Annotated in this window: 23 protein-coding genes; 9 read left to right on the top strand and 14 right to left on the bottom strand. The window is 40.8% G+C overall.

The features are described from left to right. The first annotated feature begins 89 nt into the window (after window positions 1–89). The 4 genes from ML543_RS02470 to ML543_RS02455 all read left to right on the top strand — a co-directional run bounded on the left by ML543_RS02470 (window position 90) and on the right by ML543_RS02455 (window position 5,735). On the top strand, window positions 90–1,796 hold the full coding sequence (locus tag ML543_RS02470) for a sensor domain-containing protein (protein ID WP_243385556.1): 1,707 nt from the start codon (window positions 90–92) through the stop codon (window positions 1,794–1,796). 54 nt (window positions 1,797–1,850) lie between these two features. Next, on the top strand, window positions 1,851–2,792 hold the full coding sequence (locus tag ML543_RS02465; RefSeq protein ID WP_243385555.1) for an alpha/beta hydrolase: 942 nt from the start codon (window positions 1,851–1,853) through the stop codon (window positions 2,790–2,792). Window positions 2,793–2,829: 37 nt separating this feature from the next. Continuing rightward, a complete protein-coding gene (locus ML543_RS02460) occupies window positions 2,830–4,719 on the top strand; it encodes a muramidase family protein (protein WP_243385554.1) in 1,890 nt (629 codons plus the stop codon). A gap of 437 nt (window positions 4,720–5,156) precedes the next feature. Further along, window positions 5,157–5,735, top strand: coding sequence for a hypothetical protein (locus ML543_RS02455; protein ID WP_243385553.1), 579 nt, complete (start codon window positions 5,157–5,159; stop codon window positions 5,733–5,735). A gap of 68 nt (window positions 5,736–5,803) precedes the next feature. Here ML543_RS02455 and ML543_RS02450 read toward each other — a convergent pair whose 3' ends face one another. The 3 genes from ML543_RS02450 to ML543_RS02440 form a co-directional block, all read right to left on the bottom strand. Next, on the bottom strand, window positions 5,804–6,355 hold the full coding sequence (locus tag ML543_RS02450) for a DUF420 domain-containing protein (RefSeq protein WP_243385552.1): 552 nt from the start codon (window positions 6,353–6,355) through the stop codon (window positions 5,804–5,806). A gap of 176 nt (window positions 6,356–6,531) precedes the next feature. Beyond that, window positions 6,532–7,524 carry a zinc-binding dehydrogenase gene (locus tag ML543_RS02445; RefSeq protein ID WP_243385551.1) on the bottom strand — a complete coding sequence of 331 codons (993 nt, stop codon included), beginning with the start codon at window positions 7,522–7,524 and terminating at the stop codon, window positions 6,532–6,534. A gap of 13 nt (window positions 7,525–7,537) precedes the next feature. Continuing rightward, on the bottom strand, window positions 7,538–8,032 hold the full coding sequence (locus ML543_RS02440; RefSeq protein WP_243385550.1) for a lactoylglutathione lyase family protein: 495 nt from the start codon (window positions 8,030–8,032) through the stop codon (window positions 7,538–7,540). Between the two features lie 117 nt (window positions 8,033–8,149). On the opposite strand from ML543_RS02440, the gene ML543_RS02435 reads away from it, so the two are divergent. Beyond that, the gene (locus ML543_RS02435) at window positions 8,150–8,485 is read left to right on the top strand and encodes a winged helix-turn-helix transcriptional regulator (protein WP_243385549.1); all 336 of its coding nucleotides are present in this window, start codon (window positions 8,150–8,152) and stop codon (window positions 8,483–8,485) included. Between the two features lie 121 nt (window positions 8,486–8,606). On the opposite strand, the gene ML543_RS02430 is transcribed toward ML543_RS02435, so the two are convergent. Next, window positions 8,607–8,693: a YjcZ family sporulation protein gene (locus ML543_RS02430; RefSeq protein ID WP_243385923.1), complete on the bottom strand. Its 87-nt coding sequence runs from the start codon at window positions 8,691–8,693 to the stop codon at window positions 8,607–8,609. Window positions 8,694–8,802: 109 nt separating this feature from the next. On the opposite strand from ML543_RS02430, the gene ML543_RS02425 reads away from it, so the two are divergent. Further along, the gene (locus ML543_RS02425; RefSeq protein ID WP_243385548.1) at window positions 8,803–9,516 is read left to right on the top strand and encodes a C39 family peptidase; all 714 of its coding nucleotides are present in this window, start codon (window positions 8,803–8,805) and stop codon (window positions 9,514–9,516) included. Window positions 9,517–9,572: 56 nt separating this feature from the next. Here ML543_RS02425 and ML543_RS02420 read toward each other — a convergent pair whose 3' ends face one another. From ML543_RS02420 to ML543_RS02375, 10 genes are all read right to left on the bottom strand, one after another. Continuing rightward, complete coding sequence (locus ML543_RS02420; RefSeq protein ID WP_243385547.1) at window positions 9,573–10,112, bottom strand: G protein-coupled receptor family protein; 540 nt, start codon at window positions 10,110–10,112, stop codon at window positions 9,573–9,575. Window positions 10,113–10,573: 461 nt separating this feature from the next. Next, on the bottom strand, window positions 10,574–11,275 hold the full coding sequence (locus tag ML543_RS02415) for a hypothetical protein (RefSeq protein ID WP_243385546.1): 702 nt from the start codon (window positions 11,273–11,275) through the stop codon (window positions 10,574–10,576). After that, window positions 11,272–11,856, bottom strand: coding sequence for a PilN domain-containing protein (locus ML543_RS02410; protein ID WP_243385545.1), 585 nt, complete (start codon window positions 11,854–11,856; stop codon window positions 11,272–11,274). The genes ML543_RS02415 and ML543_RS02410 overlap by 4 nt, the downstream gene beginning before the upstream one ends. Continuing rightward, window positions 11,856–12,842 (bottom strand): type IV pilus biogenesis protein PilM, encoded by a 987-nt coding sequence (gene pilM / locus ML543_RS02405; RefSeq protein ID WP_243385544.1) that lies wholly within the window; start codon window positions 12,840–12,842, stop codon window positions 11,856–11,858. The genes ML543_RS02410 and pilM overlap by 1 nt, the downstream gene beginning before the upstream one ends. Before the next feature lie 11 nt (window positions 12,843–12,853). Further along, entirely contained in the window at window positions 12,854–13,603 is a 750-nt protein-coding gene (locus ML543_RS02400) for a prepilin peptidase (protein WP_243385543.1), read from the bottom strand. Window positions 13,604–13,671: 68 nt separating this feature from the next. After that, window positions 13,672–14,112, bottom strand: a complete 441-nt coding sequence (locus ML543_RS02395) for a type II secretion system protein (RefSeq protein ID WP_243385542.1) — start codon at window positions 14,110–14,112, stop codon at window positions 13,672–13,674. Window positions 14,113–14,133: 21 nt separating this feature from the next. Beyond that, entirely contained in the window at window positions 14,134–15,342 is a 1,209-nt protein-coding gene (locus ML543_RS02390; protein ID WP_243385541.1) for a type II secretion system F family protein, read from the bottom strand. Further along, complete coding sequence (locus ML543_RS02385; RefSeq protein ID WP_243385540.1) at window positions 15,329–16,378, bottom strand: type IV pilus twitching motility protein PilT; 1,050 nt, start codon at window positions 16,376–16,378, stop codon at window positions 15,329–15,331. Before ML543_RS02385 ends, ML543_RS02390 begins: the two co-directional genes overlap by 14 nt. A gap of 10 nt (window positions 16,379–16,388) precedes the next feature. Further along, window positions 16,389–18,047: a GspE/PulE family protein gene (locus ML543_RS02380; protein ID WP_243385539.1), complete on the bottom strand. Its 1,659-nt coding sequence runs from the start codon at window positions 18,045–18,047 to the stop codon at window positions 16,389–16,391. After that, window positions 18,044–19,291, bottom strand: a complete 1,248-nt coding sequence (locus ML543_RS02375) for a VanW family protein (RefSeq protein WP_243385538.1) — start codon at window positions 19,289–19,291, stop codon at window positions 18,044–18,046. The genes ML543_RS02380 and ML543_RS02375 overlap by 4 nt, the downstream gene beginning before the upstream one ends. A gap of 145 nt (window positions 19,292–19,436) precedes the next feature. Here ML543_RS02375 and ML543_RS02370 point away from each other — a divergent pair, with 145 nt between their 5' ends. From ML543_RS02370 to ML543_RS02360, 3 genes are read left to right on the top strand one after another with little or no spacing between them, the layout of a single operon-like run. Next, complete coding sequence (locus tag ML543_RS02370; RefSeq protein ID WP_243385537.1) at window positions 19,437–19,859, top strand: type IV pilus modification PilV family protein; 423 nt, start codon at window positions 19,437–19,439, stop codon at window positions 19,857–19,859. Continuing rightward, window positions 19,856–20,317, top strand: coding sequence for a type II secretion system protein (locus ML543_RS02365; protein WP_243385536.1), 462 nt, complete (start codon window positions 19,856–19,858; stop codon window positions 20,315–20,317). The genes ML543_RS02370 and ML543_RS02365 overlap by 4 nt, the downstream gene beginning before the upstream one ends. A 3-nt stretch (window positions 20,318–20,320) precedes the next feature. Further along, window positions 20,321–22,021 (top strand): pilus assembly PilX N-terminal domain-containing protein, encoded by a 1,701-nt coding sequence (locus tag ML543_RS02360; protein WP_243385535.1) that lies wholly within the window; start codon window positions 20,321–20,323, stop codon window positions 22,019–22,021. Window positions 22,022–22,205 lie beyond the last annotated feature (184 nt).

The raw sequence follows: 22,205 nt of genomic DNA, 5'->3' as shown, positions 1-22,205 counted from the left end.
TTTGTATGAAAATATTTATTTTTTGTGTAATTTTTACTATTATAGAAGAAAAAAGACAAGTCATAGGAGACTACGTGGATGGTGGGAGCATGGAGTTTTTATTTCAAGAAATATTGACAAGAGATTTACCTACGAGAATGGCCATTTTTAATAAAATGTTTAATCGCATTAACGATTTCATTTTTATTATGAAATGGGATGAAAAAAGACAAGCTTTTATTTACATGTATGTCAATGAGCATGCACTCTCGGCGTTACAAATTGATAAATCGATCTATGGGAAGTCGATTGAAGAAGTATTTCCAAAACGAGCAGATTTTTTAAATGAAAAGTATAAATTGGCGATTCAGTCAAAGAAAACGGTCATGTATGAAGAAAGTGTTATGACTCACAAGGGTGAATTCATCGGTGAGACAGCATTAAATCCAATTTTTATGGATGAAGGTAAGTCTTATCTCGTTTTTTCAATTGTGCGGGATGTGACGGACCGTAAAAAAGCGGAGGAGCAAGCAACCTTTTTCGCTTATCGGGATGAGTTAACTGGACTCGGCAATCGGCGCTTTTTTAAGCAATCGTTAGATCGTCTCATTGAAGAAGGGAAACACGGGAACCAATCGTTTGCCCTTATATTAATGGATTTGGATAATTTTAAAATGATTAATGACCATTACGGACATGATGTCGGGGATGAAGTGTTGAAGAATATGGCAAAGCGTATTCAGCAAACGGTTTCATCAGACATTATTTTATGCCGAATCGGTGGAGATGAGGTGGCATTATTATGTCCGAACGTGACGGTGGAGGAAGCTCGGCATCATGCGGACGAACTTTTAAAAGCGTTTTCGTTGCCACTTGAAACGTCGCTTCATCCTATTTCGTTAGACGTCAGCATTGGAGTAGCGATGTACCCGGATCATGCAACAGAAGGGTTAACTTTAATTAAAGCGGCTGATATTTCCTTATATTATGTGAAAAACAATGGGAAAAACGACTGGCTCATGTATTCCGATTCGCTTGGAAAGACGTATTTAGAGCGTATCTCTCTTGAACAAGCGTTGCGTGATGCACTTGTGAAAGAAGAATTTTCCCTGCATTATCAACCGCGAATAGATGCGAAGTCAGGAAAAATGAAAAGTGTTGAAGCGCTAATTCGTTGGGAGAAAGCAACCCCCGATGTCTTTATTCCAGTGGCTGAGGAAACAGGGCTAATTCATGAAATCGGAAATTGGGTGACCAAAACCGCCTGCTTGCAATTGAAAGAGTGGAAAAAGAAGGGCGTCCCAATTGAGAAGGTTTCCATTAATTTATCCTTACATCAGTTGTTGAAAGGGAAAAGCTGCTTAAGTCAGTTACGCCAAATCATTGAAGAAACAGGGGTCGACCCTTCGGAAATTGAATTTGAAATAACAGAGCGATTTATTTCACTTGAAAATCGGATGATTGATTGCTTACAGAAAATGCGGAATGTGGGCGTTACCATCTCCATCGATGATTTCGGAAAGGAATATAGTAGCCTTTGGTGCCTGCGAAAGCTACCGGTAGACGCCATTAAATTAGATCGTTCGTTTTTGGAAGATATTTCAACCGATCCGACCGTTGAATCCATTGTTGACACGATCTTAACGTTATCCAAAACATTGAACTTACGGGCAGTCGGGGAAGGAATCGAAACAGAAATTCAAGCGAAAAAACTAACAGACTTAGGCATTCATGAAATGCAAGGATACTTATTTAGTCGACCACTTCCTCCGAATGAATTAGAAGCCTTATTTGAAAAAGTAGAAATCAAAAATTGAGCAAAGGTATATGCCTTTGTTCTTTTTTATGAAATGATGATGAAGGTGATTAAAATGTTTGCTAGGCTAATTGATCGATTGGCACTCTATCAATTCCATCAAAAGCGAAGTCAAGAGAATCATTTTTCGTTGAAAACTTTACCCTATTCCGCAATAAAAGAAACAAACGTTTCTATTTCGAGTTTTCGTGAGGTAGAAGATTATAGAGTCGGAAAGTTGACATTTCAGTCAGTTATTCCATCATCGATTCTATGTAATGACTTTGTTAAAGGTGAAGTTTGGTTACAAAAGATAGAAGATATGCCAAATGTAATTTTTGTACATGGTTGGAGAATGGAAAGTTATGACCGCGTTAAAAATATTTTTCACGAACGTATTAAGAATGAGCTTCTTTGGAACATGTATTATATTCCCCTTCCGTATCATATGGAGCGAAAGCCATCGGAATCCTTATATAGTGGCGAGTATATGATAAGCGCAAACATTAATAGGACTGTATTGGCGACACAACAAGCCATTGCTGATATTCGAGCGGTTATTCAATGGATAAAAAGTAACCAAAAGGGACCGATCATTGTGATTGGAGTAAGCTTAGGTGGTTGGATTACGAATTTACTTGCTACCATGGAGGAAAATATTGATTATATCTCATCAATATTTTACACAAATAGTTTAGCCCATGCGGTTTGGCATACGATTCCTGGAAGGTATATTAAGGCTGATTTAGTTAAACATGGTGTCACCTTTCAGGACTTGCAAACATACTGGGATGTGACAAATCCAAGTTGTTTTTCACCCGTTGTCAATAAAAATAACATTTTCCTACTTTCTGCAAAATATGACCAGTATGTAGATTTTGACGATGCAACAGACCTTTGGAAATCATGGGGGTATCCAAAGCGGATGGTCATGAATTGCGGCCATAGTGGCATCGTGTTAAAAAGAAAACAAATTGCAGATGAAACCATTCGATTTCTCACAGAACGTTTAAAATAAAGTCATTCATCAAAAACTATCCCTAAAAGGGGATGAGATGATGATTTCTTATTATGAAGTGAGGCCTTCTGATCAAGGCGAGTATACACTATATGTTTATGTCGATTCGTTATTGAACGAATTTGCCAGTGAGTGGAATGCGAATGGAGAGGAAAAGGGAAGTCTTGTTGAAGCGGCGAAAAATATTGTTCACGAACGCTTTCCTGAATTGAAAGTGACGTTCGTGAAGGTCATGTGCAGTGGCATGGTCGTTTCGTCTTTTTCACTTGGATCGGTATTGAAATCAGCAAAGGCGATGACGAATCCGACGAATTCTCATGTCGTACAGCCGCAAATTTACTATGAAGTAGTGGTCGGTGATACGCTCTGGAGCTTGTCTTCCAAATATGCAGTAGCTATCGATGATATAAAACGTGCGAACCGTTTGACGTCTGATCAGTTAGCAATTGGGCAGCGACTCATCATTCCAAATGCTCTTCATGTTGTACAACAAGGGGACTACTTATCGGCCTTGGCGAAAAAGTATGGCACGACCGTTGCTGCGATTAAGCAAGCCAATCAACTTACAACTGACAAAGTCAAGATCGGTCAGAAGTTGTGGATTCCGAAAAATATCGAAGTACCCTCAATGCCACCGATTTCTAGCAATACGACTTACACCGTCCAGTCGGGTGACAGCTTATCAGGAATAGCGAAAAAATACGGAACAACGGTGACAGCGATAAAAGGGGCAAACAATTTGTCCTCGGATACCATTTACATCGGTCAAACGCTTCAAATACCGAGTGGAGAAGCGCAACAAGCGGAACGAGCGGGGCAGGCAACAGAATACATCGTCCAGCCAGGTGACAGCTTATCAGGGATAGCGAAAAAATACGGAACAACGGTGACAGCGATAAAAGGGGCAAACAATTTGTCCTCGGATACTATTTACGCCGGTCAAACGCTTCAAATACCGAGTGGAGAAGCGCAACAAGTAGAACGAATGGGGCAGGCAACAGAATACACCGTCCAGCCAGGTGACAGCTTATCAGGGATAGCGAAAAAATACGGAACAACGGTGACAGCGATAAAAGGAGCGAACAATTTGTCCTCGGATACTATTTACGCCGGTCAAACGCTTCAAATACCGAGTGGAGAAGCGCAACAAGTAGAACGAACGGAATCGACAACAACGTACACGGTGCGCGCTGGTGACAGTTTATGGACAATCGCGAGAGCTTATGGAACATCTGTGGACGATGTGAAACGATTGAATGGACTGACAACGGATCGGTTATTCGTAGGACAAGTTTTAATCGTTCCAAAAGCTCAAGAAGGTGTACAAACAAAAAATCAGATCACGTATACGACCCATGTCGTACAGCCAGGAGATACGTTATGGGACATTAGCATTCAATACGGTATTCCACAAAGAGAGTTGTTAGAGGTCAATCAATTAACGACGAATAGTGCGTTATCAGTCGGTCAAACGTTAACAATTCCCGTTCATCATATCGCAACAAAACCTGTGGTGAGTGAGCGGCACGGAGAATTATTACAATGGTGGACGGAAGCACAATATGTTTTTCCAATTGGAAAAGAAGCGAAAGTTATCGATTTTGAAACAGGAAAATCGTTTCAAATTAAACGAACGATCGGTGCCAATCATGCCGATTGTGAAACTGTGTCGACAACAGATACTAACATCGCCAAAAGCATTTGGGGAGGGTATAGCTGGAAAACGCGTGCGGTCCTAATTGAAGTGGATGGGCGTAAGCTAGCAGCGAGTATGAGTTTTATGCCACACGGTGTGGAATACATTAAAGGAAACGGAATTGACGGACATTTTGATGTGCATTTTTATGAATCGACTCGCCATAAAGATGGAAAGATTGACCCTTATCATCAAGAAGAGGTGAAAATAGCAGCAGGAGTTTCGGGGTGAATGTGGTGGAACATACTCTAAGCGCGGAATCGTTGTCTGTAAGCGCGCGGTTGGACACGCAATGCGCGTGTTCCTTGTCTGTATGCTCGCGATTGGACATTCAATGCGCGGATTCCTTGTTTGTAAGCGCGCGGTTGGACATTCAATGCGTAGACTCGTTGTCTGTAAGCGCGCGATTGGACACGCTATGCGCGAGTTCCTTGTCTGTATGCTCGCGATTGGACATTCAATGCGCGGATTCCTTGTTTGTAAGCGCGCGGTTGGACATTCAATGCGAGTTCCTTGTCTGTAAGCGCGCGGTTGGACATTCAATGCGCGAGTTCCTTGTCTGTAAGCGCGCGATTGGACATTCAATGCGCGAGTTCCATGTTTGTAAGCGCGCGATTGGACATTCAATGCGCGGATTCCTTGTTTGTAAGCGCGCGGTTGGACATTCAATGCGCGGGTTCGTTGTCTGTAAGCGCGCGAAGTCCAACTCAATGCGCCAGTTCCTCTGCTTTATGCGCGCGAAGTCCAACTCAATGCGCGAGTTCCTCTGCTTTATGCGCGCGAAGTCCAACTCAATGCGCGAGTTCCTCTGCTTTATGCGCGCGAAGTCCAACTCAATGCGCGCGTTCCTCTACTCTATGCGCGCGAAGCCCAGCGCAATGCGCGCGTTCCTCTGCTTTATGCGCGCGAAGTCCAACTCAATGCGCGGGTTCCTCTGCTTTATGCGCGCGAAGTCCAACTCAATGCGCGCGAAGCCCAACGCAATGCGCGGGTTCCTCTGCTTTATGCGCGCGAAGCCCAACGCAATGCGCGCGTTCCTCTGCTTTATGCGCGCGAAGCCCAACGCAATGCGCGGGTTCCTCTGCTTTATGCGCGCGAAGCCCAACGCAATGCGCGCGTTCCTCTACTTTATGCGCGCGAAGCCCAACGCAATGCGCGCGTTCCTCTGCTTTATGCGCGCGAAGTCCAACGCAATGCGCGCGTTCCTCTACTCTATGCGCGCGAAGCCCAGCTCTATGCGCACGTAGCACATCTTCTGTTGGCGCTTTCTCAACCGTATGCACATAGAAAAAAACTGGGGTTCTTCCCCAGTTTTTTAATAATAAGGCGATATTAAAATGTAGACTAATACGCCGGTAAAGCTTACATATAACCAAATCGGCATCGCCCAGCGCACAATTTTACGGTGCTTTTCGACTTGGTTTGAGATTCCCCAGAAGAAAGCAAAGAGTGCAAGAGGGACGATGATTGCAGCTAAAATGCTGTGAGACGTTAAGACGAATAAGTAAAACATTTTTTCAAATCCCGCACCACCGTGGCGTGTTGGTTCTGTCGATAAGAAGTGATATGTTAAATACGATACGAAAAACAGGGCAGTGGATGAAAATGCCGCGATAATAAAGTTGCGGTGCACTTTAATGTTTTTTCGTTTAATCGCAAATAACGCTGCCACTAAAAAGACGAACGTGAAGCTATTTAAGATCGCATTAATGCGCGGGAAAATGGTTAGATCAAATTGAACTTCGCCGCGATATCCGATTGGTGAGAAGAATAAAATTAAAATAATCGCATTTATGACGATTGAAAGACTCACAACGATAGGTGTAAAGTTTTTCGGTTTATTCGATTGGTTGTTTGTCTGACTCATAGTACATCTCCTTTATTACGAAAGTTGGACACATAATTAGGCTATCACTCCTTATTCTACCACGACTGAACGTTTATACAAGTGACAGACTCATGAACTTAATCAAGAGTAGAGGAATACTAAACGGGAAAAGGCATTTCAATTCGCCCATAAGCGAAACTGAAATGCCTCATAGATTATTGAATCGTTGACAGGTCTGCGACAATTTTTCCGCGGACGTGTCGTTCAGAAAGTTTTTGTAAAGCTTTCGGTACTTCATGAAGTGAAATGATTTCATGAACAAGCGGGTTTAATTTTTTCTCGTTGACGAGCTTTAATAATTCGTCACCCATTACTTTTAAATCAATTTGAGCTTCTTTGTCGCCACCTTCTAAATGAGCACCGCCGAGCGCGATTTCATGGAAGGAGAGGGCTTTCGTAAACGGTTTGACGAGACTAAAGTCTGGTCCGCCTGCAATGTATGCCAACCGTCCGTTAAAGGCAAGCATGTCAAGTGCATCGGTTGCTGTTTTTCGACCGACCGCATCAAGTACGCAATCAACTCCACGTCCATTAGTTAGCTCCAACACTTTTTCCTTCACATCTTCTGAGTGATAATCGATCATAAGATGAGCCCCCAAAGATTGAATGAAGTCGTGATTGTGCTTGGAAGCCGTACCGATAATGGTAGCGCCAGTTAATGCTGCTAATTGAACAGCAAATCCACCAACACCACCAGCCGCACCTTGAATGAGAATCGTTTCACCTTTTTGGATGTGAAGCTTGCGGAAAAGGGCTTGGTATGCTGTCATTCCCGCACATGGTAAGGCTGCAGCCTCAATAAACGATACGTCATCTGGAATATGGCTAACGCTATGCGCTGTTGTCACTGCGTATTCGGCATAGGTTCCTTTCTGTTGAAAACTGCCGTGGTACACAACGCGGTCTCCCACTTTCACATCTTCTACACCTTCACCTACTTCAGCCACGATTCCAGCACCATCCACACCTAAAATGTGTGGGTATGCCCATTTTGGATTACCATTTGTCGCCGTTTTGTAATCAACCGGATTTAAACCGACGGCCTGAATGTGTACAAGAATCTGACCAGCTTTTGGTGATGGCTTTTCCATTTCAGCAATTTTCATCTCGTGCCATTTGTTTGGGCCAAGTAACGGTAAGGCTTTCACTTACATCCACTCCTTAATAAGCACCTTGTGAATACGTAAGTTCATAGCTGTGCGTGTAAATTTCAAAAATATTTCCGAACGGATCTTCAACATATACCATTTTATATGGTTTTTCACCAGGGTAATATTCACGAATTGGCATGCGTTGTTTTCCACCGTATGCTTTAATTTTTTCGACTAATCCTTCAATGTCAGGATCTTGCACACAAAAGTGGAAAAGACCGGTTTTCCAATATTCAAAGTTATTTTCAGGCTGTTCGTTATGGGAGAATTCGAATAGCTCGATTCCGATTTTATCTCCAGTTGCTAAATGGGCAATGCGGAAGCTTTCCCAATCATTTCCGAATACGTCACGGCACATCTCGCCGATTGCGGAATCATCATTTTGAATTTCAGACGGCTCCATAATGACGTACCATCCAAATACTTCGCTGTAAAATTTAATGGCCTCTTCTAAGTTTGGTACTGAAAGACCGATATGTGAAAATGTTCTAGGATAAATAGGCATTTTTCATTCCTCCAATTGAATTTTTTTGACGGTTTTCATTATAATTCGGTATCATCCTATTAGGAAGAAGGCACTTTAAAGTGGGATACTAACCAAAAAGTAAGAGAGGTGAACAGCATGTCCGACTCAATTCAGGTAGATGAAAAAGGAAAGCTGAAATGCTCGATTGAGTTTACGTTATCAAAGATCGGTGGAAAATGGAAAACGGTGATTTTGTGGCATCTAGGAGTCGATGGTCCCCAGCGATACCGAGATTTAAAAGATTTACTCCCAGGAATTGCGCATAAAATGTTGAGCCAACAATTAAAAGAATTGGAGCAGGATGGCCTCATTGTGCGCCATCAATATGAAGGAGTCCCACCGAAAGTAGAGTATTCAATGACAGAAAAAGGCATGACGCTCATGCCTGTGTTACACGCGATGCATCAATGGGGAACGGAATTTGGCGAATAAATACATAAAAATAGCACCCTTTTCATAGGGTGCTACACGAAAAAGTAAGACAGATGACAGACGGGATGAGAGGGGGAAGAATCTCTTTCTAGCTCTTTTTTAAAGGTCTATGAGAGTGCGACTAACATACAAATGCTGTACCAACGATAACAAGGAGAATAAACAAGACAACAATCAAAGCAAAGCTATTATTGTAACCGTGACTCATAACTCTCACCACCTTATTTGAGATTCTCTTTATTCTATGAATGAGCCCCGAATTTGAAATGGACAAACATCTAGCGAATGAAAAAATGGGTGAAAATTGGGTGATTCTCATGGTGCGAATTTTTCGTGTAAGTGTAATTGTAGCGATTTGTGCATTAGTATTTTTGGTAGTAAAGCATGGAATAGGAGAAGAAGACGTTCGACAGATTGAAAGTGAAATCACCGTTGAAACGGCGGTGTCAAGAGAAAAGCGTTTAAATGTTCCACTTCTGAATCAGATGGCTCACCCGAAGCTTTATAATGGGTGTGAAGTAACCAGCCTTGCAATGGTTATGCAATATCATGGCATTGTTATAACGAAAAATGAACTGGCAGATCAAATAAGGAAAGTGCCTCTTACGTACCCGAACGGGCAAAAAGGGAACCCGAATGAAGGGTTTGTTGGGGATATGGTAAACGGTCCTGGCCTGTCAGTGTATCACGGACCAATAACCGAATTAGCGAAAGAGTATGTAGGGGAGAGGGCAATTGATTTAACGGGAAGTGATGTCACAGTTCTTTATGAACAAATTGATAATGGTCTACCTGTATGGGTTATTGCAACGACGACCTTAAAGCCTGTTAACAACTTTCAAACGTGGGAAACACCACAAGGAGCAATCGACATTACGTTTAGCGTCCATAGCGTCGTCATGACGGGATATGATGACACGCATGTATATGTGAATAATCCGTACGGAAAAAAGGACCAACGAGTTGAGAAATCCTCGTTTGAGGAGGCGTGGATTCAAATGGGGCGGCAGGCGATGGTGATAACGTCTTAACGAGAAAAGTGTATGGCGAGCAACAATGAATGGCCATACACTTTTTCTATTATTTATTAGTACGACGAGATAAAATACCAATGTTCTTCTATTTTTTTCACTTCTTTTAAATCGCTAGCAAAATCTCCTTGAACAGGTGGTTGATCCGTTGGTGAATAGATAAATCCTGAGAAATTATCTAGAACTCCTCTAAAGGTATAGAAGAGAATAAAATCATTACCTTTCTTCTTCTCTACGACAATTTCGCCGCCACCTTTTGATAAATGTTTGAATTCTTCCGGAAGTTCAATGAGACGATCATTGTAAGAAACGTTTGGACGTAGACGTTCTTGATAGACCATACTCACCACGCTTTCTCGCTCTTTTTTATTCTTGTTGAAATCTATTTGTAATAGCACTTGCTGAAAGGGAAAAAGGGTAATAAGAAGAAGTGTGGCAAGCTGTATGATAAAAGGTTTGCTATCTTTTCTTTTAAGCCAATATAAAACGGTCGTAATTGTCACAATTACAAAGAAACCGAATATCACAAGAGATAAAATAGGGGCAAAGAAAACGGTGAGAGCATCAATAAACATCCACTGTACAAAGGGATGCATCAGTACAAAACAACTGCTAATGATTGAGAGAAACAAAATAGGGTTGAATTAGATTTTTACCTGACCTTTTCTTCTTTTACGTATTCAGACACCATCACACCGATGTTTAAACGCTCCATTACAGAATGTTAAAACTACCTGAACAATATATTTTGTTAGTTCTAAAAATAACAATCTTTAATAAAGGCTGTTTCGTATAAATTGTTGATTTTTCAAACATTTTTAAGATGAATTTCGGATATTGCGCTACGGTCACCTTGCTTTCCTTGGGGAGGAAGTCGAGCCTCTTTGCCATGCTGCCTGTGAGGTCTCGCTTTTCCTCTATATCCCGCGAGTCAGGTCGCTCCATTACAAAGGGGAAGAATGATTCTCAAAAATGTATTTTATCCTCACTAAAAGCAACAATTCTTTGGAATATTGCCTGTATAAAAGTGTTCAAGACTATCACGCCGTCTTGAACATCATTGTCTGCTTTCATTTTTTTCTAGTGGGTTTGTTTTTTCGCTTGGCGCTTCGATATCAATTCGAGGTGATTCGTCGATTAATTCTTCCATCCCAGTTGCGTAGTAACCAGAGAAGGTAAGTTCAAAAGAAAAGTAGTCGGCGTCGTTATCGATGTACGATAAATTCTCTACGATGATGATTCGTTCACTCGCTTCCAAGCTTTCAATGAACTGTGTCATTTCTTCATAATTGTCTGCATGAACGACGACGGTCATGGAAGCTTTTTCTAAAGTGTGAGCCGAAGTCGAGGTTTCAGCGGGTAATTCATTTTTTGTTTGAAAAGAAAGTCCAATATTTTCGATATCCTCTAACTCACTATTTTCTTCATCCTCCGATGTTACGACTTCATAGTTTTCGATAATCGTACCCGATACGGTTTTTGCTTCTTCTAGTTCGGCAAATAATTGATCATAAAGTGGTTGAACGGGTACTTGCTTTTGTAACGCATAGGATGTTTGCTCCGCAATCGATGGAGGAGTTGGTGCTTCTTGAAGTGCTTCCAACACTTTTTTTTCGATTGCTAATGTTTCCTCTTTTAGTGCTCTCGTTTCCTTCAATGGATGAATCCAAAGAAACTGAAGGAGGAGTGTTACGATGATGATGACCATTACAGTCACGCTTACATAGATTGTTTGTTTTTTTGTTAGCTGGAGGTTCATTCGGACGCCTCCTTTTGTAATTCTTTTAACGTCATTCGATCAATCATGATCTTATACGAAGCAACATATGTCGATAACTGATTTTCCGTTTCTTCTTCCCCGGTACGGTTTGCGACGACTTGTTCGAGAATGACGTTTTCAATCCAACTCTCGTTTAGAAGATGACGGTAATAAAATGCTGCATCCATTTCTTTTTGAATATGAACCGTGACGTTCATCACATTCCCGCTTAATTGGAAGTCGGTAAAGTAGCTTTCTGTCGGCAGTAATTTTGAAAGTCTTGTTAGTAAATCGACCGTATCAAGCTGATTGGATTTCGCTATATCTGTGAATGTTTTAAGCTCGTTAATTTTTTGGACCGTAGGTGATTCAGTCTTTGTGTTGGTTTCAAACTCCTTTTGCTCTATTTGAATGGCTGTTAGTTGCTGATCGATAGATTTGATGTCGGTTGTCACTTCTCGATATTGGGAAAAAAGCGCAATCCCTAAAATGAGAGTGATGACGACAAGAAATAAGATATAGAAAAGGATAGCTTTCTTTTTTGGTTCTTTCTTTTGGAGTAAATTGATTTCGATTAACATTAGTTTCCCTCTCTCACAGCTAAGCCTAAAGCGTTAAACCATTTCGGTTCTAAAGGAGTTGGTAAAATGACTTCATTTGGAATGGTGATGATTGGTAATGAAAAGCGGTCTCGCATTTCTTGTTGGATAGTTGTAAGAAATGGATGATCGCCTGTTAACAAGATACTCGTAATTTCTTGATTGCCATTATGCAATGAAAATTGATAGAATCGCAAAATTCGTTCAATTTCAATGTATATGTCTTGAACCGCCGATACAATGTCGAATTCGTTTGTCGTGCTGAAATCAAGTGTATGACCAGTTTCGGACCGCATTGGATTCCATATACCTTCCCCGTATGGAATCGGGAATTGCTGCATGAACGATGGTCGCTCATCATCAAAAATGCTTACCGTTATCGACTGCATATTGAGTTGAATCAACAAATAATGTTCATCTTGTGAAGTAAGTTCATAATGATGAAATAATCGGTATTGGCTAAATGGTGAAATGTCAGCCACAACCGGGTTTGTACGTAATTCTTTTAGTTTGTTAGCAATCGTGTTGACGACTGCTTCTGGCGCTGCAACTAACAACACTTTCTTCGTTTCGTTTGTTTCATAAAGGAATGTTCCATCAATAATAGGAGAATCAAAGGGTAAATGAATCGACTGATCGAGTTCAAAATATAAGTGACCAACGATTTCATCATTCGGAACGTCAATAGGTACGTCGACAACACGCACGACGACTGAAGCGTCGGGGAGGAGAAAACGGACGTCCTTTCGTTTTAAATTCCAGCTTTGAATACAAGACGATAGCGCTGACGTAAACGCTTCTTCATCGATGATCCGACCTTGCTCGATTATGCCGGGTTCTAAATAATACTCACCGTGGTGGGAAACGAAAATTGGATTCGTTTGTTTCACCTCGACAAAGCGAATAACATCATCTTTAATCTCTAAATTTGCTACATTTGATTTTGAAAAGAGAGAAGTAATTTTCATAGCATTCACCTTTATAGTATTTGCACATACCACTGAATTATCGAATCGCCGTAAAAATAAGCAACAAGTGCGCCGAGGCTAATAAATGGTCCGAATGGGATGGCGGATTTTCTCGTTAGCTTTTTCGATATCATCCCGAAGAGGCTAAACAAGGTTCCAACAATCGTTGCGATAAAAAAGGCAAGCAAGACATCTTTCGTACCAAGAACAAGCCCGATTACGGCAAATAATTTAATATCGCCACCTCCCATTCCACCTTTACTAATAACGGCAATCACATACAATAATGCAAATCCTACGAAGCTACCGAGAAGAGAATCATATATAGGGGAAAGAGGGATGAGCATTCGTTCTATTAAAAATAGGATAAAAAAGAATAGAAGTATTCGATTCGGGATGAGCATATATGACAAATCACTAACCGTGATAATGATTAAAAGCGACACGAATGTAAGTGCCACAACGAGTTCAAGCTCAAATCCTATTTTATAAAGAGAAAAGACAAACAACAAGCCTGTAAGTGCTTCAAATGCTGGGTAGAAGAGCGTAATGTTGCTCTCGCAATTTCGGCAACGGCCCCTTTGCCAAACATATGAAACGATGGGGATCAGCTCTTTCCAAGAAAGCACAGTATGACAATGTGGGCATGAAGAGCGAGGGTGGACAATGGACTTTTTATTTGGAACCCGCATCCCGACCACATTAAAAAATGAACCGAACGTTATGCCGACAAGAAAGGTATACAAATAAACGAACAACATGCATAGACTCCTTACTGCTCAATATTTGGAAAAAGCGTGGCGATGTCACCACGCTTTGCAATTTATTATTAACTACCGCTAGAAGCAGCTCCAATGGAATATCCGTCTTTTCCACTTTTATGATTATTAATGTCGGCAATGCTAGCATTTGTGAATTCAACATTTTGAGAGGCTCCTGTAGCTGTCCCTGTAATTACTAAAGTTCCGCTACTGTCTTTAGTAACAACTGGTTCACCAGTTTCCCACTCAGTTCCTGCTGTTTCAAGGTAGTTGCTCAATTCACTGGAAGTTACTCCGTCGGAATCAATAGTACCTCCATCTAATTCATAAAGCTTGGCAGCATTTAACATAGCAATTGCATCTGCTTTGGCTCCGTCTACTTTCGAATTTTCAATAATGTTGCCAATTGCAGGTACAGCAACCGCTGCAATAATACCTAAGATGACAATAACAGCTAGTAATTCAACTAGTGTTAAACCGCGTTCGTTGTTTAGATGTTTTTTGAACATTTTTCGTTTCTCCTCCTTTAATTATTGTATGGTATTAAATATAGTAAACATTGGAACGACAATTGCAAGGACAATGGTTCCAACGATTACGGCAAGGAATACAATCATCATCGGTTCAAGCATCGCTTTGAATTGATCTGTGGCGGTTTCGACTTCTGCTTCGTAAAAGTCCGCGGCTTTTTGAAGCATGTAATCGAGTGAACCGGTTTTCTCCCCAATGGCCATCATTTGAATGACGAGAGGGGGGATGATCCAATGTTTTTTCATCGGTTCGGTTAAGGAATTTCCTGTTTCAAGTGAACGCCTTGCTTTTTGTAAGACGTCCGACACTATTAAGTTTCCGACAATGCGCTCCGATAGGATGAGCGATTCAAGTATCGGAACGGAATTCTCCAGTAACGAACCGAACGTTCGTGTAAAGCGTGCGATGAGTGCTTTTTGATACAATTTACCTATTAAAGGCATTTTCATTATAGCATAATCAATGTAGATTCTTGTAGATTTATTGTAAAAAATTAGTAAAAAAATGACGAACAATAGAACGATAATGAGCAAAACAAAAAGGATGTTATTCATTAACCAGTCGCTAATGGCAATAATCGCTGATGTGATGAAAGGTAGTTCGCTATCAAACTGAACAAACAAATCCTCAAATGTTGGAATAACATAGGTTAGTAAAAAGGTCACGATAAAAAGGGTAATTATTCCAATAACAATTGGATATGTAAGCGCTGATTGAAGTTTTTTCCTCGTCCGATATTGTTTATCGTAATAGTCGGCTAATCGCTCTAACGTCGTGTCCATCGTTCCGCTCGTTTCCCCAGCCATCAACATGTTGACGAAAAGAGGGCTGAAGATGTGTGAGTGCTTTTTGCAAGCAGATGAAAGGGAAGAGCCTTCCCGCAATTCAACTTCAATTTGAGCCAACGCTTTTTTTAACACTTTACTTTCTGTTTGTGCCCCAAGTATACTCGTTCCTTCTACGATGGAAACGCCCGAGCGAATAAGAATGGCAAATTGTCGTAAAAAAACGATGAAATCAATCGGTTTCACTGGGTTACCGATATAAATCTCCTTTGACCAGATCGATTCCTTCTTCTGCTCAGCCTGTAATAAGCGCAAGCCACTTTCCTTTAATTTCGTTGCTAAAACTTGTTTTGACGCCGCTTCGAGCACGCCTTTATGAATTTTTCCTCGTCGGTCTCGCGCTTCGTAATTAAATTGGGGCATTTCCATTCTCCTCTAACATGTGGCGAATTGATTCATAAGCTACCAGGCCGTCTTTCATTAATTCTTTAACGTGCATTTGCATCGTTTGCATTCCATGCTCTTTCGACGTTTGGATGACGTTTGGAATTTGGTGTAATTTTTGATTCCGAATCAAGTTGCTGACGCTATTGTTATTGACTAGAATTTCTGTAGCAGCGATTCTTCCCCTTCCGTTTTGGAGCGGGAAAAGACGCTGAGAAATAATAGACACGAGAACAGTGGCGAGCTGGTATCGAATCTGTTCTTGTTGGCTGGCAGGGAACACGTCAACAATTCTCTCAATGGTTGCCGGTGCGCTCATTGTATGAAGCGTTCCAAATACTAAGTGACCCGTTTCCGCAGCTGAAATTGCAGTTGTAATCGTTTCTAAATCACGCATCTCACCAACTAAAATGACATCCGGATCTTGGCGTAGTGCTGCCCGTAACCCAGTCGAAAACTGTAAAGTGTCTGTGCCCACTTCACGCTGATCAATAATGGAATGGATATTATTATGCACATATTCAATTGGATCTTCTAGCGTAATAATATGTTTCGCTTCGGTTCGATTAATGTAGTCAATCATGGAAGCGAGTGTTGTCGACTTACCGCTTCCTGTAGGGCCCGTGACGAGCACGAGTCCTTGTGGCTTTTCGGCAACTCGCTTTAGTATAGCCGGTAAGCGCAAATCGTCAATTGCCGGCACGGTATTCGGAATTAAACGAATCGCTGCAGACGTTCCACCACGTTTTTTGTAGACATTGAAACGGAAGCGCGATACGTTCTCCAGTTCATAAGAAAAATCCACTTCACCATTTCGTTCGAAGTGATCAACTAATTCTTGTCCCATTACAGCTTTTAATGAATCCATTAATTCGTCTTCTGAAAGGGGAATGCCCTCATCGTGACGGAGTTTACCGTGAATGCGGAATATCGGTTTCATATTGGTTGATAAATGAACATCCGATGCTTTAAGCGATTGTGCTCGAGTTAAAATGGAATGTATTAGCTCTTTCATGTTAATCCCTCTATTCTATTGCCACTCGTAAAATTTCTTCGGTCGTCGTAATTCCCTCCATTACTTTTAACAATCCATCTTGAATAAGGAAGGTTAAACCGTTTTGAAGGGCGAGTGAACGAATGTCACTCATCGGCGATACATTTAATATAGCGTTACGAATCTCTTCTGTAATTTCCAATACTTCGTGGATAGCCGTACGTCCTTTATAGCCTGTCATGTTGCAAGTCGGGCAACCTTTCCCGCGGTAGACGAATTCGATTTCGATACCATAGCGGGCAAAAATTTGCTTTTCTCGCATGCTCGCTTCGACTTTTTCTTTGCAATCACGACAAATTTTGCGAATGAGGCGTTGCGAAACGACGCCGCTTAATGAAGAGCCGATTAAAAATGGCTCAACACCTAAATCTTTCAAGCGACCAATTGTTCCGATGGAATCATTCGTGTGTAACGTTGAAAAGACGAGGTGACCAGTCATCGCGGCTCGAATAGCCATTTCCGCAGTCTCTAAATCACGAATTTCTCCAATCATGATAATGTTTGGATCTTGTCGGAGGATGGCCCGTAGACCAGCTGCGAATGTCAAGCCAATTTTCGGGTTGATTTGAATTTGGTTGATTCCGTCTATTTGATATTCAACAGGATCTTCAATTGTAATAATGTTATGACTTTCCTCATTTAAAATATTGAGTGCTGAATACATCGTCGACGTCTTCCCGCTTCCGGTCGGCCCTGTAATTAAAATGATGCCATGAGGGCGCTCTATCATTTTTTTGAACAACATTAAGTTGTTTGGGGAAAAGCCGAGTTGCTCGATATCATTAATCGTTGAGCCGAAATCAAGAATGCGAATAACCATTTTTTCACCGTAAATGGTTGGAAGGGTACTTACACGTAGGTCAACCTTTCGGAAATCGATATCAATTTTAATTCGACCATCTTGGGGCAGTCGTTGCTCCGTTATATTTAAGTTGGCCATAATTTTTAAGCGTGTCGTTAAATGGTCTTGCACTTGTTTTGGTAGCTGTCTTTCTGTTCGAAGTGTTCCGTCTACGCGAAATCGGACGACCAATTTCTGTTCATGCGGGTCAATGTGAATGTCGCTTGCATTTTGCGTTATTGCTCGTTGTATCAATTGGTTGACGAGCTTGACGATCGGTGAATCCTCATCTTCTACATTCGTATTTGCCGCATTGGCCATGGCGTTATTGGCCATCCACTCTTCGTCAAAGTCCTCGATGTCATATAGTTTGTTCAAGCTTCTGTAAATATCGTCTTTTGTTGCAATGACAGGCTCGATCGTAAACCCAGTCGAAAGTCGCAAGTCATTGATAGCGAAATAATCCATTGGGTCCGCCATCGCGACATACAATTTTCCAGACTCTTTCTTTAACGGAATGACTAAGTTCCGCTTAGCAAACTCTTTTGAAACAATCTTCACTAATGAAGTGTCAAATGGATAATTGTAAAGACTCACATGCTGAATGCCAAGCTGAAATTCGAGTTCCTCAACGAGCTGAAGTTCGGTAATATATCCCTTTTGTAATAAAACGTCTCCTAGCTTTTGGCCTTGTTCTTTTTCTTGTAGGGCTTGGTGTAATTGCTCTTCCGTAATCTTTCGGCTTTGAACGAGCAAATCCCCTAAACGAAGCGGTTTTGATTGACTCATGACTCATTCACCACCTTATGTTCCTCAGATTGCTCCATTGCTTCTTCTACAATTTCTTCGATATATATTTTAAATTCATCCTCCGTGACGATAGATAATTGTCCTTCTTCCAGTTGTTCTTCGACTGGATTTACTTCTGCTACTTCTCGTGTCCCGTGAACTTCAATGCCTGATACCGCAGGATAAAATTCATGAGAGACCTTTTCTTTTTTAGACAATTCTCCGTTCTCTCCATATATAATACGATAAACGTCCAACGAAACGGCTGCATAGCCTTTTTGTTCCACATAGTAAATGCCAGTGTCCATATCATCTGTATAGCGAACAACCGGATTGACTTCATGATACTCAATATTATCCACTTCTACTTTATACGTATGCTTAAAAGGTTGTCCAATTAAATCAATGTAAAGACGATCGCCGTCTTGTTCAAATTGGAATGCATAATTTTCCTCATTTGGGTTGTGAAAAACAAAGTCGTAGTCACTTGCTGTCACTTTTACATCTTGGCCGAGTGTTGCATAAGTCGGTAATATTCGATGAGCTGTTCGCTTTAATATCTGAAAGTTAGACTGCAAGATGACTTTATACATAGCTGTTCCGAGAAAACTCCATTCCTCATCGGTGCCTGAAACAGTGCTCAATTCCACCCAAGAATGAAGAGAGAACGTTTCGTAGCCTGTGATGGAAATTTGTTCGTGCGCTTCAACGAAGCTTGTCACAAAATCCGTCATTTCAAGCGGGACGATGATCCTTGATGAAGCAACAGTCTCTAAACTTGATTCATCCACATATTCCTTTACGTTCATGTAAATGTCCCCATCATCGAGTTTTTGCACGATTTGTATGAGGTCTTGTTCCAACTTTTTGAATTGGATGGACCCATATTGTGAAGGCATTAACTCCTGCTGTAGCCATTCTCGTAGGATTTGAGTATCGAGCGACACGATAAGATCGTTTTGTCTATTATTTTGCAATTGAGATATTGTTTTATCAATATAAAAGGTGTATACGCTTGATGGTAAAGTGAAGCTTTTATTTTGATAGATTAACGTAATGGTAGACTGTTGCTTCCAATCTTCTATTTTTGATGCTAGCATCGCTTTCACTTCTTCTTCCGTCATTCCTTCAATGCGTACGTTTGAAAGGTACGTATTGTTTTCGAAGGTATTTTGAAGAGGGAGATAAGCACAACCTGTTAATATTAAAGATATACATAAAACTAGTATGCGAATGTTTTTCATTTCTCACCTTGACCTATGTATTTTTTGGAAATAATTTCATTTAATAAGGTCGACAGTATCATTCTATAATAAAATAAATCATGATAAAATAGATTTGTTGTTAATATTTAGTTAAATTTGACTATTTTTTTGACTGGAGAAAAGTATGAGAGAATGGAAAAATAATGAAAAAGGTATGACGCTCATTGAATTATTAGCTGCGGTCGCGATTTTAACGGTCGTGTTGAGTCTCTTTGCCTCTTTTTTTATTCAATCTTCCTTGTTTACGAAAAAAAATGAAGAAGCGATGGAAGCAACGAGTTATGTGCGTCTTGTCTTAGATGAATTACGCGGAAATCCCCATTCGCTTTATTCGGCGTGTGGGGTGCAATCATTTCAAGCTGGAAGCTTTCCTTATATTTGTGAAGAAGGATCTTTTTTTGAGAGTGATCAGTTTGAAGTGCGTCTTGTTGTCGATGAAGTTCCTGCGATTCAAAATGAAACACCTGCCTACGAAGTGAAAATTGAAATCTATCAATCTGGCAAAAAACGAACCGAAACGTATGGGTTAATCGAGGTGTCCTCATGAAGTGGATCAAAAATGAAAGAGGCATTACTTTAGTGGAAGTTTTGGCTACGATGACAATCTTCATGCTTTTTATTACACTTTTTTACCAAGTGCTCATTCAAGTGGTAGAGCGAATCGACTATCAACAAACGAAAGAAGAGGCAAGGCAAAAGGCGAATTATTTGATGGCTTTGCTAACAGACGTCCACCAAACGAGTATTACGTACACCGTATCAATCGATGAAAGTGGAATTATTCAAATTCAAAACGGTTTGGAGACATATGAAGTTGACACCTCTCCGTATACGGTGGATCTTTTCATCTCACAACAAGAGCAACCACTTATCATTAATACGACACTTCCTGAAAATAAAATCGTCGATTTAGAAGTAACCTTTACGAATACGGAAGATAAACGAACCGATTCCTTTACCTTTCAATCGAAAATATCCCGTTTAACAGAAGCAAAGGAGGAGTGAGTAATGCAAAACGAACGGGGTTCAGCGCTCATAATCGTGCTGCTATCCTTAACCATTTTAGTCACGCTTGGAACGGTCTTGCTTGCGCAAACCATTTCGACAGCTAAACAACGGGAACAAACCTCCTCCACGTATGAAGCGACGTACTTAGCGGAATACGGGGTCAAATATGTGGAAGAATACATCGAATCGTACATGGAAAAAAATGAGCCGACAGGGGATGTAGAAACGTTTGTATTAAACTTAGTTCATTCGTTGAAACAGGAATTAACACAGCCGATTCAAATTGGCGAAGAAAAAACGTTTACAATTCAATTTGATGACGGCAATTACGACGGTGGGCTTGAACTCCCATTTGTGATAACGGGAACGGATGAAAGAAAAGAGAAGACGTTAGAAGCGACATTCCAATTACAAAGTGCAAGCATTGGTGGTGACGAACTGGATTGGCTGGAAGATGCTTCTGATTATTGGTTGGATGAGTCGGAGTATCCGTGGTTAACAGAAAGGGAAACGTATCCGTCTATGCCGCTAACAGGCGTTACCGAATCGCAATATGTGAACTGGAAAAAAGAAAACGTGGATATCCATGATAACCTTATCTTTAAGAACGGTTCAAAGATTCAAAATAGCTCCATAAAGGCTAACGAATTTTACAGCCAAGGCTGGGTGGATTCGAGTCAATCAACCTACCAATTTGATGACGTCAGTACTCTTCAAAACGGTGGGACGTTTTCACATGATACTTTTTCCTCGAAGGGACTTTTTACCAAAAATAGTTTAACGTTAACACAGTCTTCTTTCTCCATTAACGGTCCGACTGAAGCGTATAATTGGGTGAAGTTTGATCATACTGACTTTTCTTCTACATCCTTCTATGCAGAAAATTGGATTGACGGGAAAAATGCTACATTAACGTTTTCGGATTATGTTTATTTGCAAAACGGTGGAACGCTAAAAAATACCGAATTCTCCAGTGGAGACTTATATGCGAAAAATTCCTTCGAAATTGAAAATACGAAAATGGACATCGATGGATTCGGTCACTTTCATTACTTAGAACTTGGACAAAATACCGAAATGAATATCAATGGCCACTTGTTTGTTCAAGGACAATTAAATACGCATAATAATTCGGAGCTAAAAGCATGTGGAAATGCTACGTTGAAAAGTGGAACCAACTCCTATGGAGATTTTCAAGTCGGTCAACATCTATATGTTCATAATCGACTTGGATTAAAAAATGGATCGATTATAACCGGTGGTTCGTTATACGCAAATGGCGGAATGGACATACAAAACGGGAGCGGTGGCATGACCATTGGTGGAGATTTAATTATTAATCAAAAGGCTGGTTCTTCTACAATTAATACATCAAAAGACGTTGTCGTCTTAGGTGACCTCGTGTTACTCAATGTGAATAAGAGGAGCAGCTACATGTTTTCGTTAAAAAATCAAATATTCGTAACGGGAGACATTCTGATTTACTACGAAGGGGAAGCGAATCCAGTAGTAAATGATGAATTTGCCTTCCATACGCCAGATGTTGTAGAGTATCAAAATCAAAAGAAGTTTTCAAAAGGAACCATCGTGTATCACTATCCGAATGAAGAAACGATTGAAATAGACGGCTGTGAATCGATACCAAGTGATTCAAATGAAAAGATTTTAGGTGTGGAGCTTGATCATGTGGAGTATGAATAGTGAAAAAATTGGTAGGTGAACGAAGTTAGGAGAGGATTATCGTGTTAGTGGATACGTTATAATTGCTTTCTTCGTAGGAAAGCTGACCCGAAAAATTGTTAATTCTATTTTGAACGAGCGCGTAAGTTAATAAAAATTAGTACAGTTTTAGAGCTTGGGGATCCCAAGCTTTTTTTGATGTTAC

This window comes from Bacillus kexueae (assembly GCF_022809095.1).
Taxonomy (GTDB): Bacteria; Bacillota; Bacilli; order Bacillales; family Aeribacillaceae; genus Bacillus_BZ; species Bacillus_BZ kexueae.
This window is presented reverse-complemented; position numbering and strand designations above follow the sequence as displayed.